The sequence below is a fragment of the Sulfolobus acidocaldarius SUSAZ genome (assembly GCA_000508305.1).
Classification (GTDB): Archaea; Thermoproteota; Thermoprotei_A; order Sulfolobales; family Sulfolobaceae; genus Sulfolobus; species Sulfolobus acidocaldarius_A.
Genome location: CP006977.1, coordinates 427,164 through 441,997 on the forward strand (window position 1 = coordinate 427,164; position 14,834 = coordinate 441,997).

Here is a 14,834-nt window from a genome sequence, read left to right on the forward strand (position 1 = left end):
TTTAAATAAGACTATACATATAAAAATGTTTAAGATAAGCATAATTTACTTTCTAATATCTAGGACAACATGATAGGTCTTTGGATTAACGCTTCTTACAACTCTTGCGAATTCGACATTAGGGTACTTTCGTTTAGCTATTTCCACAGGATCTTCGTTTTCGTTAACTGACACCTCGTCATACAAATGCAGAACACCATCCTTCCTAAGCCTTTCGATAGCTACTTTGTAAGCTTCATAAGACTTTTCAGGCAATGGAGATATTATTCTATCTGCAACTGGTAACGAATAAATTTTCTTAAAAGCATCTCCATAAATTGGTATTACATTAAATGTTTTGTTCAAGTCTATATTAACCATCATATAATAGTAAGCATAAGGATTAATATCTATAGAATAAACTACACTGGGTTTCCCTAAAATACTCGAGATAATTGAAAAAGGACCGAATCCTGAAAACATGTTTATAATTGTTTCACCCGGCTTTACCAACCTCGCAACTCGCAAATGCTCGTAGGATAATTTAGAGGAGAAGAATACCTTCGTCACGTCAAGAGCGAATTTACAACCGTTCTCCCTGTATATCGTCTCACTTCGTCTTTCACCTGCTAAATGAATGGTCGTCGATAACCTATAATCTCCATTTATATCTCTGTATTTACCCCAGACGCTTTTCACATAATTAATATTCTGCATAATTTGCTCTGCATATTTCTTGACTTCCTCCAGATTTTCGTTAAACGGAATTCCAATTAAGGCTATATCTCCTAAGATCTCAACTTTTTTCCAAACTCCTAAGTCTCTCGCCAACTTTTTTATCAATTTCTTCGACCCTCTTTATGGCTTCTTCTACATCCTTTAAACCTACATTTAACGGCACACCGCCATCTAAAACTGCCTCACCATTCACGAAAACTGTCTCAATATTATAGCCACCGTAAACTAGATTATCATATGGAGACGCATAATCTAATGGGAATGAGGGTGGCTCCCTGAATTCAAGCACAACTATATCTGCCGACGAATCTTTCACAAATACTCCTGCGTTTATATTCAATTGCTTATAACCCCATTCAGTTACAGCCTTAAATGCCTCTTCAGAAGTAAGTAATAATCTATTGACTGCAACGGACATTTCATGCCTTAAATCGAAATTTGGAACTAAGTCTAAAGCCATAGAAGGTTTAAGTTCACTGAGTGGAAATATGGACGTTTCAAACGATGGAGTGAAACTTAATTTCAGATTATTGTTTTTAACTGTGTCAAAATCTCCTCTCCCACCTCCTCCTAGTGCTATGACTGTATTTGGGATATCCTTGAATTGACTTAAATCTACGTGTCTGTCAACGAGTACAGGTATCTTATATTCTCTAGCTATTTCAAAGACTTCAATTGAATCCTGAGGTTCACATAAACGTAATATAACGTTATTTGAACCTTCGTGACTCCATCTATTATATAATATCCTGAACTCTTTTTCCCAATTTTCAGGCGAGTTGTTACAGCCAACAGGAACTGCGATTATAGGCTTTAGTCCTACATTTATCACAGCCCTTGCAACATTATCATTATATCTATCACTAAATACAACTGTTGTAACCCCTGTTCTCATTAAATGATATGCACCAAGTAATGCAAAATAATATACATCAGACTGAGACATTGTAGACATTAGACTGTTAGCATTCATCTTGCCAGAGAATATCCTGTATCTAAACGGATATAAAGAAATGTAAGTATGCAAAGTAATGAAACCTGGTGCAACTAACCTATCCCATCCTCCCACATTCAACTCCGCGTCCTCATAACCAATGGGCTCCTCTTGACTTACAACATCTATCTTTGATCTATCCACACCTATGTAAATCTTCTTTAAAGGTTTTTCAGCACCTAGTACTATTCCTCCCCTTATTATGGTCTTCATATTTTAAAACTTCATAAAGGAGATATTAAAAAGTGATTAGAAACAGTAAATACCCTTATCCCATCTAGAGAAGTATAATTGCGGCCGCCGGGATTCGAACCCGGGATTGCTGGCTTTCCACTCTAAAGAATGGGAGGCCAGCGTCCTAATCCAGACTAGACGACGGCCGCAATATTAATATCTTTTTCAAGCCTATTTAACCTTTAATGATGAAAAGAGGGTCGCATGATAGATGATGACCGCTGGAAATACTGAAATAAGTATGTAATAAAGTATAAGCCGTGATGCCGCCGCGGGGACTTGAACCCCGGACAACCCGGTCACTGCGAGTATTAAAAACTTCAGCCGGGCGCTCTCCCGGGCTGAGCTACGGCGGCATAATTATTATTTACATATGACTTTATAGGTTTATTGGTTATTATTTTATCTTAAGGGGTCGGGCGACACCCTATAGAGATTCCCTAATCATGGGATTACAGTGAAATAGGGTCTCCAGAGGCCCCTACACTAATTTTTTAAGTAATTATTTGAATACCTTTTTAACCAGATTCTAGGTGCTCAGCGTGTATAAAGTTTTGCTAATTAGACTTACCAACCTAGATAATCTGATAGTAAATAGTGTAAGAACACATTTAATGAATATGGGATTTGAGGTTGAAGTAAATGAGGAAATTTTTCATTTGAATGCTGAGTTATTTAATTGGGAAAGATGGCAGTATAATGCTGATAAATTATTACAGTTAGTTAAACTAGCCTTTGAGAGATACCCTTATGATGCGATTATAGGTATAGGAGAAGCAGATGGTTTTTCAGATGGTCTTAATTTTGTCTTTGGCCTTTCTACAAAAAAATATGGTTTAGTTTTTCTATCCAGATTAAAGGAGGAATTTTATGGTAGAGTAATTAACTCAAGTCTATATATAGAGAGAACTTTAAAGGAAGTTACACATGAATTAGGTCATACCTTAGGATTAGGTCATTGTAATAATAAGGCATGTGTTATGAACTTCAGTGTTTCAGTAGAGGATGTAGATAAAAAAAGCAAATACTTTTGCACATCGTGTTCCGACAAGTTAAATATCAACAACAAATCTTAAAATATAAGTTCCATCGTTCTGACTTATCAGCATCTCATGATATGTCATTGCTTTCACTACAGTTCTCCTTTCATGTTTTTCAGGATTGAACTTTTCACCATATGCTTTACCCTTAAGGGTCATAGTGTTTAAGTCTATATTAACTTTAAATTTACCAAATAAAAGTAAATCTGAATCATAATATACAAGTAAACTTTCTATCCATTTATATAATAAGTTCTCTAAATCAGAACCGATCTCCTCTATCTCTACCTCCACCTTATATTCTATTTTACTCGTATCAGTCATAACTTCAAAAACGGCCAGTGCTGCACTTTCGAATGCCTCCTCTAAACTTCTACCATATGCTATTATTCCTATATCTGCAGTGTGATCAAAGAACTCGAAACGAGTCATAAATTATATAAACTTTATATGCATTTAACATTATCGAGGAAATATGGGTGGAAGACAAAGAACAACATTATTTATGACAAAGGAAGTAAAGAAAGAAGCTAAGAAAAAAGCTTCTACTGGTGAACAAACCGCTCAAAGATAATTTTTACGACTATATAAATTATAACAGCTACAGTTATACCACTTACTAAAATTTGAATGTTTTTAGTGTAAATATATACTAATATTGAATTTAAAAGTAACAATATACTGACTAAAAGATAAGACTTCATTGTTCTCACCGTCTCTTAAAATACGTCAATTATTAATGGTAATCTACTACCATAGCCTGATACTAGACTAGCAACGCCCATACTAAAGCCTACTAGTATAAAAATATAAATAACGGGACCTATTATGAGAGATGTAATGATAGATGGTACTACGTGTACATAATAATCGATAATTGCACTAGCATTCTGTGGAGGAGTATTCAATTCTTGTGTAGGGAGCATTTGGAAAGCTGCTAGAAATTGAGGCAAATATGGTAAACCTACATAAAAGACTATACCACTTCCTATAAAGGCACCACCTACACTTCTTCCTATTCTAAATGGTATGGACAAAAATAATACTCCTGTCGCAATAAACACAGCCACGTATTGATATACTATTTTAGAGACCGCTATAAGCGTTGTAGTAAATGTTAGTGCAGAAGTGATTACAGTTAAAAGAGCACCAAACGGTACTACTTGAATTAAAGCTGAAACTTCAGGTACTGCATTACTGGCAGTCAATATTGTTTTAACCATTAGATAGAGGGATTGTTCTATATACAGAATATTATTTAACCAACTAAAATAGCCGTCCCAGGTAACACCGAGAAGAGAGAGTAATTCCCCAAGGAACAATAGCACACCTAGATATATAGAATTCCATACAACTACGTAAATTGAGTCAGTAATCAATTTAGGTGCCCATTTTTTTACACCATATACAGGTACTGGTAATGCGTAAATTGTAGCACCAATAAAATAAGTCAATGACGCTAATAACTGTGAATAAAATAAAAGTTGAAACGGATTTAGCATTCATGACACCTGAGAAGCTATATAAGATATTAGATAGAATATCGTACTTCCTATAGCGAGGAAGAACGCAGCTATTATAGCATCTTCTAATAAGTCTTGTCCTCCTCTTTTTATCCTGAAAATAGGTATAGGCGATCCTCTAAGAGCCCAACCTATAGCCCATGCCAATATAAATAAACTCCAACCTATCTCTGTAACTGTACTTGTTAAATTTTCAATAAAGGTTACAAGGGTCATTTATCATTCAGGATAAATATTCAATAAATCAATGGGACAGAGCCGAGTGTAAGTTTTTACGTGAGATAACTCCTAATATGATATCTGCCACATCCTCCGGTAATAGATAGCTTGTATTTATTACTAGGTCGAAAACCGACAAGTCTAATATGTCTATACCATAATATCTCAAAAACCTTTCTCTGTGACTCCTCTCACGTTTTATAATTTGAATTATTGCCTCGTCTTCAGAAATATGATCTCTGCTAGCTATTCTCTTGGTTCTAACATCTAAAGGAGCCCTCAAATATATAGAGAGATCAGATAAGTTATGAAATAGCCAACCCCCTATGTGGGACTCGATTATTACATTGTCTTGGCTTTTAATTAATTTGAACATCTCTAAATCTATTTTTTTATCTATTTCAAAATCGTCCTCAGCCAACTTATTTAATTTTACAATATCTATATTCATCCGCTTAGCTAAGTCTCTAAAAATTAAACCCGCTGATACGTATTTAATTGAAAGCTTTGATGATAATATTTTTGCTACAGATGATTTACCGCTACCAGGCGGACCACTTATTATAATTTTCATGAAATCCCTCTTATAGTCATTTTAATTAGAGATTCTAGGCATTTATGGCATAGATATCCACCATAAACCCTTTCTGGTCTTTTCTCTGTCTTGCTATATTTATGCGTATAATTATTTTTCACACCGTTTAATGGTTTCTTACACATACCACAGCGTGCAATATTGCCCTTTCTTCTTTCATAATGTATTGTTGATTTCCCAGAAGGTAACTTAACAAAGACTTTCCTAAAAGACCCTGATCTTTGTTGTGGCGTAGGCATAATAAAATGTTCAGATTATAGCTTAAATAAGCTTTGGTCTTCTCAGCGATAGAGGGGTAAATACCAAAAATGATACTATGTAGACGATCAATGTACTTATAGCTGGTTTACCACCTACAGCAGCTGTTAATGGTGACTCATAGGGAAAATATACATATGGTGGCACTATCAAATATAAAATAAGGAATAAACCCACTATGTAAGTAGCCATCATAAGCATAGATTGCATAAACATATAGCCACGAAGCTTAGATTCGTATACGTTTAATTCTTTTGAAACACTCTTCATAGCTTTATTTCTCCTTTTAGGAGAAGAAATGGAAGAAATTCTTTGTTCATACTTCTTAATATATTCAATAGTACTCTTCATCCTCGATTGAAGATAAAACCTATATGCCAAATAGACCATCATGTTTAAAACGAAAGATATACCAATTATGTAAAAAATTGTTATCATAGAAGTTCACACAATTACTTCATAGATCTTATTATCTCATTAGCTGCTATACTAGGATCTCCTTCCACGTTTATAATTACCTTAACAGTAGAACCGGCTAATACTGCAGAAGCAGTAGCTGCATATCTAGCGAAGTTTATGGTTTCTAATATAACTGATTCGTCGCTATAATCATTTCTATTCCTTGTTGTATCTCTCTTTTGCCTTGATAATATTATCTTAGGATCAGCTTCCAATAAAAAGATAACAGATGGATTTATTTCTGTAATTACATATGACGGTAAGCCAGGTAAATATCCAGAAGGTGTACGTATCACAGCATGCGTGTCTATGAACAGATATCCGTCTCCACCTACTCTTGCCTCTTCAGCTATACCTTTAGCCGCATCAATCTGCAATTTCTTCTGCTTTTCAACAGATAATTTCCTCATTTCGTCTCTGTCTTTAGCATAGCCTAACTTTAATGCTGTTGCTAACATAAAATCTCCATAATTTATGATCTTGTTATTTATACTTTGATTATCCAATATCTCTTTAACTTTAGCCAAGACAGTACTTTTCCCTACGCCAGGAATTCCAGTTACAATACCAATTTTCATACCTTACTCACCCACAATTCTCTTTAACAATGGATACATCTCTAATGTTCTCTCGTACGCTAACAAGTTATAGTACTGCATAGCTATGGTAATAGCTAACAATAGACCTACACCTGTACCATAAGTACCTAGGAAAGTTGCTATCACAGCAATTAAACCTACAATTAAAGAACTAAAGAAGCCCAATGCATATATATACTTACTTAATATTCCCTCGATTATCTTTGAATTAGTTCTCATCCCAGGTATTTCTATACCAGATCTAATCATTTGCTCAGCCTGTGTCTTAGGATCTAATCCTGCAACATCTATCCATAACATACCGAAAACTATTGAAAGAACAATAAATACTGCAGCATATATTGCCGCTCCTACGGGATCTACTACTAAAGCATATACACTATGAGGAACACCCTGTGGCGGAAAGAAAAATGCATTAGCAATATCTGTAAGTATTCCTGAAGCTGAATTTGAAATGGAATTTGCTAAGGATGCAAAAAGCTGAATATCAGCACCTAACACGCTTACAAATATAACAGGTATGCTACTTACATAAAGAAAGTTCAATGGAACTGTTGTTCTTATTCCCCTTAATCTTTGAGTTGTAACGGGGATGTAAATGTTAGTATTAACCAAATACACTATCAGGATAGTTAAACCAATAGTAGCTATTAAACCAATTAAATCTGGTTGATATGGAGTTGTAGAGCTTGTATTTAGGACTATTTCTTGTAAGTTCCTTCCCGATGTGATATAACTTACTAATACAGGGAAGAAACCTACAGGTAAGTTCTGACTCTGTACGGAGACTATTCCAAACATATTCCAAAATATTACTTTCATAATTCCTGCCATTATGAACAAACTTACACCAGATCCTAGTCCCCAGCCTTTTTGTATCATCTCGTCAAGCAAGAGTATAATGTAGCTTGCAATTATTAGCTGGACAACCACTATTATAGGTAGTAATATATTACTTGTAGCCCTAGTAAAAACATATCCAAATAAAGAAGACTCAACTATAATAAAAATTAGCGCCAATGCTTTTTCTGCCTGTGTAAATTTAGATTTCCCTTCTTGAGTTGTTAAATCTACATTTATTAGTTTAGAACCAACTAGTATCTGCATTATTAAACCTGAAGTAATTACAGGACCTATTCCCAGTTGCGCAAGTGTACCCTGTGATGAGGCAAAAATTATCTGTTGTGCTAAAAAGTTACTTAGAAAAGAATTAGAAGAGGTAACACCATATAAAGGAATTGAAGCCATCAACAAGTATACTATCAATCCTATAAATGTCCATAAAAGTTTTCTAGTTAATGTAGGCTTATCTTTTGGTTTAGTAACCGCTGGAAGGTTTTCTCCCATCTTGGCTAGAAAGTCCATGAAACCCATTATAATCTAAAAAAGCCTATTCACTTGAGGTTAATATAATTTCTCCTCCGATTTCTTTCACTCTTTCTTTAGCTTTTTCAGTGGCCTTAGCGACTTTTATAACTAGCGGTAACCTTAAAGTGCCTCCTCCTAACAATTTATCGTAGCCATATTTGGCTAAATCAATTACCTTCTTACCATTTTCTTCTTCTATTTTAATTTTATCATTATCTATGTACTCTTGTAACTTTCTAAGACCAATAGCATTAACCAACTTCGAGGTTGGATTCCTAAATCCATGCTTACCATACCAGCCCTCTCCAAACTTTACTGTCCATGACCACTTCTCCTTATGCATTCCAATTTGCCTACCTCCCTGAGCGCCTCTATCTCTGTGCTGACCCTTGGTTCCCCAACCATGATTTCTATAACCCCTATATTTCCTGCTCTTCTTCTCTTTTCTTACTACCATATCATACCATCCTCCTAATCAGCTCATTAATTTTATCTCCTCTATATCCAAACTCTCCTCCAGCTCTAAAAGGTCTGCTTACTTTACCTTTAAATCCACCCTTAGGTGGATGAAGCCTTATAGGTAGACTAAATGTTTCGTTAAGCTTGTTCAATCTAAGCTTACCGTCTTTTATACTCTCTACGAAGCTTTGAAAATCTACATTTAGTTTATCCTTTACATACTCTTCATTAACTTTCTTACCTTTAGAGATCTCCAGCTTAGATACCAATAAACGTAATCCTTCGTCATTAAGCTCTCCCCATGTAACGTATGACGAAACTAAATTTAGCATACCTTGTATAGATGAATCTTTAGGATATATCATCGCATTAAATGCATTCTTTAACCTCAGCATACTCAGTGTATCTTGAATATACCAGGGAGTTGCAGCCCAACCTCTTATCCTAATTACTCCTATCAGTTCATTCACTTCATTCTCCCCCAATCTACAGGTGTTACGAATCTATATGTATTGTATAATGCAATGTAGGCCGCCTTTATGAAATTTTCATGCGTATATGTTGACCCTTTAGTCCTAGACCAAACATCCTTTAGACCTGCTAAAGATAAGAAAGTTTTGAGAACAGATCCAACCACTAATCCAGTGCCCTTTGGAGCAGGAAGTAAGGTGACTTCTACACTTCCAGCTTTTCCTGAAACTATAAATGGTAAACTATGAGACTCACCACAAGTGCACTCCCAGCTTCCACATCCTCTTCTTACTGGTATAATTCTCATTTTGGCATCTCTTATAGCCTTTTGAATAGCCACACGTAACTGCTTCGCCTTACCTGTTCCATAACTAATATATCCGTCCATATTACCCATCACTATTAGAACCTTATATCTTGATAATTCACCGGCATCAGTCTGTTTCTGAACAATACCAATATCCACAATATCATATCTCAACTTAGGCAATAACACATCAACTATTTCAGGCTCCACTATGGGTAGATTCCTTTCGAATAACTCCTTCATAGAATTAATTTTCCCTTCTTTGATAAGCTGTCCTACTTTAGTTCTTGGCTTCCAATCCTCTAATTTGATAACAGGAACTTCCTCTGACATCTCAATTACCACCCTTTTCCTTAATCTTATTTAACACTTCCTCAAAGTGCTGAGGAAGTAAAACAGGATCAAGACCCTTCTGAATATATGAACTGAAGAGCTTATTATATAATTCTTGGTTCTCATTTTTCAATTTTTGAGCATAGGCAGATATATGGCTGCCATTAACTCTTTCTTTCAATTTACCTAAATCGCCAACAGGAATCTTTAAGCCCGCGTCTATTGCACCTTTAATCACTGCAAATATCCTTCCTCCTTTTACAGGTACAAATAAGCCAATGTCTGAAACAGCAGTTTTTACACCAGATTTAACGGCCCTTAATCCTGCAAGATAACCAGTAAGATATGCTGCAGGTGTATTATTAGTATCCCCTTTCCAACCATATTTCTTTACTAGCTCTATAGAGTGAGCATACGCTATCATTATATCTCCTTTTTGATCAAACTTACTCACACTGACTATTACGTACTTGTTAGTTAACCTGGGAACAAATCTTATTGCATTATTAATAACATAAGTATATCTCGTATAATAGTCTGTTTTCCCTTCTCTTCTCCTTCTAAACTTTATCCTATAATTAGGTCCCTGTGCCATCTGTTACACCTTATGACCCATCTGCCTCAGATAACTTTTCACATCCGAAAGGTTCTTAAAATAGTTACCTTTCGCTCTCTTATAAAGTAACCTATACATATGCTTATCTATTACGTTATTATCCCTTAGCCACCTTATATATCTACGAATCTTTCTTATCTTTTTAATCCAAATCTCCTTGTCGCCTGTCCTAGCACCTCTTTTACCTTTTCGGCTTCCATGTTTTCTTCCTTCACCCTTAGACCTTCTTTTATTTTTCCTTTCCTTTAACCTACCACTACTTATTCCTCTCTTAGGATTTACTATAACAGCCCTTTCTTTGATGAGCTTTTTAATATCTTCTCTCGTTAATGCCTCTTCAACTTCTTCTAATCTTTCAGGATTAAACTTTACGTTATTTAATCCTACTCCAGCTATATCTGCGGCTAATCTTCTTTGTAACTGAAACTCAGGCATGTCCTTCACCTATTTGCGATCTTAAGGCCCAACTCCTCAGCCTTCTTAATTAACTCAATCCTCTTTCTTAAACCTATTGTTGAACTTATTATGATTATCACATCCTGCTTGCCTTTAGCGAATGCCTCTAAATCCTTTACACTTTTTACCAAAACAGGCCTCAAACCTGATGGATGTAAGCCTCTAATTTGCTTATCAGTCCTATACCCTATTTTTACCTTTGGCTGATATCCTTTCAGCTCAAGTCTTATAGCATTATCTATTCCTCTAGGCTTTCTCCATCTCTCTTGTCTACCTATTCTATAATACTTATCCCAGTCAAATCTGAGGAATTCTATCGTCTTTCCAGGAGATTTCATATTTTTCTTAGTTCGTTTAGTCACATTAGTCTGATTCGTCAAGTCCTACCACCTCTTTTTTGTAAATATAAATACCATCTGAGAATATTCTTCTATCATAACCTACTATTTTTGTAGAGGATTCTATATTGGCAGCTGTCTGGGCAACATTGTATATATCGGAACCTTCAACAACTATATCTTCTCCTTTTACAGTTACCTTTACACCAGGAAGAATCTTGGCTCGTCTAATATTTTTCTCGCCTATTAAATTTGAGACCTGTACTTCATCTCCACTAACTTTTACTGATATTGGAAAGTGAGTTGAAATTACTTTGAGATAATATCTATAACCGTTTATAGTACCTGTAATCATGTTCCTTATATGAGCAATTACGCTATAAAGCAAAGCCTTCTTTCTTCTATCAGCAAATGTAGTCTCTAATATAATCTTTCCCTCATTAAGCTGAATTCTTATGCCCTTCGCATAACTGAAGTCCTTAACAACTTCCCCTTTTGGCCCTTTAACTTTAAGAACGTTATTCTCTAGTGAGACTTTTACTTTATCTGGGACTTGAATTTCCTCACGAATATAGGCAGCCTTCAAACACTTCACCCCTGCTAATAAACGTAACCTAAGGTTACTCCACCTATTTTCTCCCTTATTCCATCACGATGTGACATAACACCCTTGGGTGTTGAAATAATTATAATACCAATCTCTTTGGACGGCAAATACTTTCTAATGTAATCAGGTAATCTCAATAATCCATTGTAATCCAGTGGGTACCTGGGAGATATGGGACCACACTTATTTATTCTACCTAATAATTGAACAATTATCTTACCCGCCCTACCATCATCAATATACTCAAACTCACCAATATAGCCCTCTTTTTGCATAACTCTTAGAACACTTATTATCAGCTTTGAAGCCGGAGTAATTAGGGCTTGCTTGTTTCTTCTCATCTCATTATTGTATAATGTTGCTAATGCGTTTGCTAAAGGATTTATACTAGGCACCACATATCACCTCGTTTTTCTAAACCCCATAGGATATGCCACTTCTCTAAAGCATTGTCTACATAAATATAAACCATACTTTTGAATAACTGAATCTCTACTGCCACATCTCTTGCAAAGTTGAACTCCCTTTCCAAATCTCCTTTCCGCTGGTGGTTTATATTTTCCCATTTCATCATCCCTCCAAAATTGTGACATTAAAGTTTTCCTTCATGAAGTTTATTGCTTCTTCTTTAGTAACTCTATGTCTTCTAGGAATTGCCGCTTTCTTTCTTTTCCTTTTCATAGTTCTATAACCAGGTCTCACTAATGTTATTGCTATATCCATTCCGAATATTCCTATCTCCGGATCATATCTAGTTCCCGGTATTAAGACATGCTCCGCAATTCCAAAACTTACATTTCCGTAATTGTCAAAGCTAGATTGCTTCAATCTGAAATTTACCGCCGGCAAAACCTTTTTAAGAAACTCAACAGCTGCTTGCCTCCTTAAAGTCGCCTTCACTCCTATAGGAGCCCCTTTTCTAACTCCAAATTCTCTTATAGACTTTCTGCCCTTAGTATAGACTGGTTTTACGCCAGTTAACTCCTGTACAAGCTGATATGCCTTCTGCAGTCTCTCTCCGGATTCACCTACTCCTATATTAACAGTCACTTTATCTAAAACTACTCTTCTCATCACATTTTCTTTCTTGGCTTCCTGCACACTCATAACTTAACACCTAAATTTGGATCAGCCTCATTTTCACCTATTGCCATAACATTAATTAAGTTAGTCTGGAAAGTTGAGCCATCTTTACCCTCTAAAGTCACTAATGTATACTTTATTCTTTTATACTTGGCCAGCTGAATCTTCGAAATTTTACCATGTAAACCTGCGTTTCTTCCTCCAATAATCATTGCGTATACTCCTTCCTTGATTGTATATGTCGTAGTGATCTTTTGTTCCGGTAATTCTATCTTTAGCGTTGTTAATGTAGGTAAGTTATATTGAGACAACTCCTCTTCTTTCAAAAGAATATTTCTCCCATCTTCTAGATTTAATTGTAAAACTCCAGATTTCAAGGTAGTCTTGTTGATTATTCGTGCAAACTTATACTTCGCATCTTCTCTTGATATATTTATAGTAGTTAAATATCTGACGTTATCTGGTATAATCCTCACTCTCAAATCTGCACTGGGAATCTCTACAACATCCATAAGACCAACAGGGTACTTGTAGTCCCTTCTTACTTTTCCATCAACTAAAACCTTTCCGTCAAATATTATTCTTTTTGCCTCTTTGGTAGTATCTACTGCTTTCAAATAATATTTTAATAATATAGCCAATGGTACACTTTCCTGTATTTTATGCGGACCAGCCCTAGACCTAATTATCCATTTATATTCTTTCTTTCCAACCTTCAGGAACCAAGGGGCTTCAAATCTCGTTATGTGAACCAAATTAGCTCACCTCTTTAGGTGATTTTTTACTAAAATATTCTTCCCTCATCTTCCTCTTCCTCTCAATTGCATCCATTCTCTCTTTATCACCTGTGTCTAGTTTTGTTATAATGACTTTAGAAGCGTGAACCCACACATATACTGGAGTACCGTCTGCTTTCTTCTTCGTTAACCCTTCTATAGCTACCCTTCCCCTTTTCCTATCTACCTCTACCACTTTACCTTCATAACCTACTTGAGAACCACGCATAAGCTTAACACTATCGCCTTTTCTTATGGATATTCTTTTAATACCATATTGCTTCTCCAAATCCTCACTTAGCTTTGCTGTAAGTAACTTATACCTCAAATGATTAGGCAAATTGTAAACTAATTTCCTTTGTTTTGATGGCTTAGAGGATATCATTTCATATCACCATAGTTGCTACACTAGCTATTTTAGGCCATCTCTCAGCAGCTTCCCTAGCTATAGGACCTCTAACCTCAGTTCCTTTAGGAGTACCATCAGGATTTATAATCACAACTGCATTATCCTCAAATGATATCCATGTACCATCTGGTCTCCTAAAGGGCATTCTTTGTCTTACTATTACAGCCTTAAACTTCTGTTTTCTAACATCGGGAGAACCCTTCCTTACTGATACCATCACTAAATCTGCTATATTAGCAAAAGGAACTCTCCTGAGAACACCCCTATACCCATAAATACCAATAATTACAGCCTCTTTAGCTCCACTATTATCAGCAACAACTACACTACTATTATGCTGTAGAGCAGGGGTAAACCCTTTCCTGCTACCTAAAACATTCATTTTTTCTGGCATGTTACCTCTTCACCCCTAATATAACAAATGAAATAGACTTTGCAATAGGTCTACTTTCACCTATTATAACACTATCGCCTTCTTTCACTTCTAAACATGAAGGAATATGAACGTGTATACGACTCCTACGTCTCTCATATCGCTTATACTTAGAATCATAGAATATGTACTCCCTTTCAACTGTTCCAGTCCTATTTGCCCTAGCTCTAATTAGCTTTCCTTCTAATACTATACCCCTTACCTTTAAACTGCCGTGATAAGGACAATACTCATCATCACAGGTCTTTGATGGAGCTGAAACACCCTCTATTCCTACATTTTTAACCAATTGACCCTTTTTACCCAAACTTATATCCCCTCTTTTCAGGTTTACCTATTAGCTTAGTGCCAGGTACAACAAAAATTTTACCTTTCGTACTAATTTGAAATAATCCATTTTGCTTAATAACTAGAATTTTCTTTGAATTAGAACCAATCATAAATGCATTCTCTGTATCTTTTATCACCAATCCTTCCTTCCCAACTAATGTTGGATCAGTGTGATTCAAGATCTTCACCCGTGAACCTATAAAATCCAAC

Annotated in this window: 27 protein-coding genes and 2 tRNA genes; 1 reads left to right on the top strand and 28 read right to left on the bottom strand. The window is 35.6% G+C overall.

The features are described from left to right. Positions 1 to 45: 45 nt before the first annotated feature. The 4 genes from SUSAZ_02525 to SUSAZ_02540 form a co-directional block, all read right to left on the bottom strand. Positions 46 to 822 carry a methyltransferase gene (locus SUSAZ_02525; GenBank protein AHC50969.1) on the bottom strand — a complete coding sequence of 259 codons (777 nt, stop codon included), beginning with the start codon at positions 820 to 822 and terminating at the stop codon, positions 46 to 48. Continuing rightward, complete coding sequence (locus tag SUSAZ_02530; GenBank protein ID AHC50970.1) at positions 776 to 1,924, bottom strand: amidohydrolase; 1,149 nt, start codon at positions 1,922 to 1,924, stop codon at positions 776 to 778. Before SUSAZ_02530 ends, SUSAZ_02525 begins: the two co-directional genes overlap by 47 nt. 79 nt (positions 1,925 to 2,003) lie before the next feature. Continuing rightward, positions 2,004 to 2,094, bottom strand: a tRNA-Gly gene (locus tag SUSAZ_02535). 115 nt (positions 2,095 to 2,209) lie between these two features. Next, positions 2,210 to 2,301, bottom strand: a tRNA-Phe gene (locus SUSAZ_02540). A gap of 186 nt (positions 2,302 to 2,487) precedes the next feature. On the opposite strand from SUSAZ_02540, the gene SUSAZ_02545 reads away from it, so the two are divergent. Beyond that, positions 2,488 to 3,021: a peptidase M54 gene (locus tag SUSAZ_02545; protein ID AHC50971.1), complete on the top strand. Its 534-nt coding sequence runs from the start codon at positions 2,488 to 2,490 to the stop codon at positions 3,019 to 3,021. On the opposite strand, the gene SUSAZ_02550 is transcribed toward SUSAZ_02545, so the two are convergent. From SUSAZ_02550 to SUSAZ_02665, 24 genes are all read right to left on the bottom strand, one after another. Then, positions 2,998 to 3,417, bottom strand: coding sequence for an archease (locus SUSAZ_02550; protein ID AHC50972.1), 420 nt, complete (start codon positions 3,415 to 3,417; stop codon positions 2,998 to 3,000). The two genes, SUSAZ_02545 and SUSAZ_02550, sit on opposite strands and share 24 nt — an antisense overlap. 113 nt (positions 3,418 to 3,530) lie before the next feature. Next, positions 3,531 to 3,689: a hypothetical protein gene (locus SUSAZ_02555; GenBank protein ID AHC50973.1), complete on the bottom strand. Its 159-nt coding sequence runs from the start codon at positions 3,687 to 3,689 to the stop codon at positions 3,531 to 3,533. A 15-nt stretch (positions 3,690 to 3,704) separates the two neighbouring features. Continuing rightward, on the bottom strand, positions 3,705 to 4,487 hold the full coding sequence (locus SUSAZ_02560) for a hypothetical protein (GenBank protein ID AHC50974.1): 783 nt from the start codon (positions 4,485 to 4,487) through the stop codon (positions 3,705 to 3,707). Next, positions 4,488 to 4,724 carry a hypothetical protein gene (locus tag SUSAZ_02565; protein ID AHC50975.1) on the bottom strand — a complete coding sequence of 79 codons (237 nt, stop codon included), beginning with the start codon at positions 4,722 to 4,724 and terminating at the stop codon, positions 4,488 to 4,490. Positions 4,725 to 4,752: 28 nt separating this feature from the next. Further along, a complete protein-coding gene (locus SUSAZ_02570; protein AHC50976.1) occupies positions 4,753 to 5,301 on the bottom strand; it encodes a cytidylate kinase in 549 nt (182 codons plus the stop codon). Then, positions 5,298 to 5,561 (bottom strand): 50S ribosomal protein L34, encoded by a 264-nt coding sequence (gene rpl34e / locus SUSAZ_02575; protein AHC50977.1) that lies wholly within the window; start codon positions 5,559 to 5,561, stop codon positions 5,298 to 5,300. The genes SUSAZ_02570 and rpl34e overlap by 4 nt, the downstream gene beginning before the upstream one ends. A 22-nt stretch (positions 5,562 to 5,583) precedes the next feature. After that, positions 5,584 to 6,018: a hypothetical protein gene (locus SUSAZ_02580; GenBank protein ID AHC50978.1), complete on the bottom strand. Its 435-nt coding sequence runs from the start codon at positions 6,016 to 6,018 to the stop codon at positions 5,584 to 5,586. Positions 6,019 to 6,032: 14 nt separating this feature from the next. Then, positions 6,033 to 6,617, bottom strand: a complete 585-nt coding sequence (locus tag SUSAZ_02585; GenBank protein ID AHC50979.1) for an adenylate kinase — start codon at positions 6,615 to 6,617, stop codon at positions 6,033 to 6,035. Between the two features lie 3 nt (positions 6,618 to 6,620). After that, positions 6,621 to 8,012, bottom strand: a complete 1,392-nt coding sequence (locus tag SUSAZ_02590; protein ID AHC50980.1) for a preprotein translocase subunit SecY — start codon at positions 8,010 to 8,012, stop codon at positions 6,621 to 6,623. Between the two features lie 16 nt (positions 8,013 to 8,028). Beyond that, entirely contained in the window at positions 8,029 to 8,463 is a 435-nt protein-coding gene (locus SUSAZ_02595) for a 50S ribosomal protein L15 (GenBank protein AHC50981.1), read from the bottom strand. A 1-nt stretch (position 8,464) separates the two neighbouring features. Next, on the bottom strand, positions 8,465 to 8,935 hold the full coding sequence (locus SUSAZ_02600; protein AHC50982.1) for a 50S ribosomal protein L30: 471 nt from the start codon (positions 8,933 to 8,935) through the stop codon (positions 8,465 to 8,467). Next, positions 8,932 to 9,576 carry a 30S ribosomal protein S5 gene (locus SUSAZ_02605; protein ID AHC50983.1) on the bottom strand — a complete coding sequence of 215 codons (645 nt, stop codon included), beginning with the start codon at positions 9,574 to 9,576 and terminating at the stop codon, positions 8,932 to 8,934. Before SUSAZ_02605 ends, SUSAZ_02600 begins: the two co-directional genes overlap by 4 nt. A gap of 1 nt (position 9,577) precedes the next feature. Continuing rightward, the gene (locus tag SUSAZ_02610; GenBank protein ID AHC50984.1) at positions 9,578 to 10,171 is read right to left on the bottom strand and encodes a 50S ribosomal protein L18; all 594 of its coding nucleotides are present in this window, start codon (positions 10,169 to 10,171) and stop codon (positions 9,578 to 9,580) included. 3 nt (positions 10,172 to 10,174) lie between these two features. Then, positions 10,175 to 10,627 (bottom strand): 50S ribosomal protein L19, encoded by a 453-nt coding sequence (gene rpl19e / locus SUSAZ_02615; protein AHC50985.1) that lies wholly within the window; start codon positions 10,625 to 10,627, stop codon positions 10,175 to 10,177. A 5-nt stretch (positions 10,628 to 10,632) separates the two neighbouring features. After that, the gene (locus tag SUSAZ_02620; protein AHC50986.1) at positions 10,633 to 11,028 is read right to left on the bottom strand and encodes a 50S ribosomal protein L32; all 396 of its coding nucleotides are present in this window, start codon (positions 11,026 to 11,028) and stop codon (positions 10,633 to 10,635) included. Further along, positions 11,012 to 11,572, bottom strand: a complete 561-nt coding sequence (locus SUSAZ_02625) for a 50S ribosomal protein L6 (GenBank protein ID AHC50987.1) — start codon at positions 11,570 to 11,572, stop codon at positions 11,012 to 11,014. The genes SUSAZ_02620 and SUSAZ_02625 overlap by 17 nt, the downstream gene beginning before the upstream one ends. A 14-nt stretch (positions 11,573 to 11,586) precedes the next feature. Further along, complete coding sequence (locus tag SUSAZ_02630) at positions 11,587 to 11,988, bottom strand: 30S ribosomal protein S8 (protein ID AHC50988.1); 402 nt, start codon at positions 11,986 to 11,988, stop codon at positions 11,587 to 11,589. Between the two features lie 6 nt (positions 11,989 to 11,994). Then, entirely contained in the window at positions 11,995 to 12,159 is a 165-nt protein-coding gene (gene rps14P / locus SUSAZ_02635) for a 30S ribosomal protein S14 (GenBank protein AHC50989.1), read from the bottom strand. Between the two features lie 4 nt (positions 12,160 to 12,163). After that, the gene (locus SUSAZ_02640; protein ID AHC50990.1) at positions 12,164 to 12,700 is read right to left on the bottom strand and encodes a 50S ribosomal protein L5; all 537 of its coding nucleotides are present in this window, start codon (positions 12,698 to 12,700) and stop codon (positions 12,164 to 12,166) included. After that, a complete protein-coding gene (locus SUSAZ_02645; GenBank protein AHC50991.1) occupies positions 12,697 to 13,431 on the bottom strand; it encodes a 30S ribosomal protein S4 in 735 nt (244 codons plus the stop codon). The genes SUSAZ_02640 and SUSAZ_02645 overlap by 4 nt, the downstream gene beginning before the upstream one ends. A 1-nt stretch (position 13,432) precedes the next feature. Next, positions 13,433 to 13,837, bottom strand: coding sequence for a 50S ribosomal protein L24 (locus SUSAZ_02650; protein ID AHC50992.1), 405 nt, complete (start codon positions 13,835 to 13,837; stop codon positions 13,433 to 13,435). A 1-nt stretch (position 13,838) separates the two neighbouring features. Next, positions 13,839 to 14,255 carry a 50S ribosomal protein L14 gene (locus tag SUSAZ_02655; GenBank protein AHC50993.1) on the bottom strand — a complete coding sequence of 139 codons (417 nt, stop codon included), beginning with the start codon at positions 14,253 to 14,255 and terminating at the stop codon, positions 13,839 to 13,841. A 1-nt stretch (position 14,256) separates the two neighbouring features. Next, entirely contained in the window at positions 14,257 to 14,601 is a 345-nt protein-coding gene (locus SUSAZ_02660; GenBank protein ID AHC50994.1) for a 30S ribosomal protein S17, read from the bottom strand. Then, on the bottom strand, positions 14,594 to 14,833 hold the full coding sequence (locus SUSAZ_02665; protein ID AHC50995.1) for a ribonuclease P: 240 nt from the start codon (positions 14,831 to 14,833) through the stop codon (positions 14,594 to 14,596). The genes SUSAZ_02660 and SUSAZ_02665 overlap by 8 nt, the downstream gene beginning before the upstream one ends. Between the last annotated feature and the right edge of the window lies 1 nt (position 14,834).

Excerpts from the sequence above, each read along its gene's own strand:
- SUSAZ_02530 (AHC50970.1), bottom strand. The coding sequence starts at position 1,924 with ATGAAGACCATAATAAGGGGAGGAATAGTACTAGGTGCTGAAAAACCT.
- SUSAZ_02550 (AHC50972.1), bottom strand. The coding sequence starts at position 3,417 with ATGACTCGTTTCGAGTTCTTTGATCACACTGCAGATATAGGAATAATA.
- SUSAZ_02555 (AHC50973.1), bottom strand. The coding sequence starts at position 3,689 with ATGAAGTCTTATCTTTTAGTCAGTATATTGTTACTTTTAAATTCAATA.
- SUSAZ_02560 (AHC50974.1), bottom strand. The coding sequence starts at position 4,487 with ATGCTAAATCCGTTTCAACTTTTATTTTATTCACAGTTATTAGCGTCA.
- SUSAZ_02565 (AHC50975.1), bottom strand. The coding sequence starts at position 4,724 with ATGACCCTTGTAACCTTTATTGAAAATTTAACAAGTACAGTTACAGAG.
- SUSAZ_02570 (AHC50976.1), bottom strand. The coding sequence starts at position 5,301 with ATGAAAATTATAATAAGTGGTCCGCCTGGTAGCGGTAAATCATCTGTA.
- rpl34e (AHC50977.1), bottom strand. The coding sequence starts at position 5,561 with ATGCCTACGCCACAACAAAGATCAGGGTCTTTTAGGAAAGTCTTTGTT.
- SUSAZ_02580 (AHC50978.1), bottom strand. The coding sequence starts at position 6,018 with ATGATAACAATTTTTTACATAATTGGTATATCTTTCGTTTTAAACATG.
- SUSAZ_02585 (AHC50979.1), bottom strand. The coding sequence starts at position 6,617 with ATGAAAATTGGTATTGTAACTGGAATTCCTGGCGTAGGGAAAAGTACT.
- SUSAZ_02590 (AHC50980.1), bottom strand. The coding sequence starts at position 8,012 with ATGGGTTTCATGGACTTTCTAGCCAAGATGGGAGAAAACCTTCCAGCG.
- SUSAZ_02595 (AHC50981.1), bottom strand. The coding sequence starts at position 8,463 with ATGGTAGTAAGAAAAGAGAAGAAGAGCAGGAAATATAGGGGTTATAGA.
- SUSAZ_02605 (AHC50983.1), bottom strand. The coding sequence starts at position 9,576 with ATGTCAGAGGAAGTTCCTGTTATCAAATTAGAGGATTGGAAGCCAAGA.
- SUSAZ_02610 (AHC50984.1), bottom strand. The coding sequence starts at position 10,171 with ATGGCACAGGGACCTAATTATAGGATAAAGTTTAGAAGGAGAAGAGAA.
- rpl19e (AHC50985.1), bottom strand. The coding sequence starts at position 10,627 with ATGCCTGAGTTTCAGTTACAAAGAAGATTAGCCGCAGATATAGCTGGA.
- rps14P (AHC50989.1), bottom strand. The coding sequence starts at position 12,159 with ATGGGAAAATATAAACCACCAGCGGAAAGGAGATTTGGAAAGGGAGTT.
- SUSAZ_02640 (AHC50990.1), bottom strand. The coding sequence starts at position 12,700 with ATGAGTGTGCAGGAAGCCAAGAAAGAAAATGTGATGAGAAGAGTAGTT.
- SUSAZ_02650 (AHC50992.1), bottom strand. The coding sequence starts at position 13,837 with ATGATATCCTCTAAGCCATCAAAACAAAGGAAATTAGTTTACAATTTG.
- SUSAZ_02655 (AHC50993.1), bottom strand. The coding sequence starts at position 14,255 with ATGCCAGAAAAAATGAATGTTTTAGGTAGCAGGAAAGGGTTTACCCCT.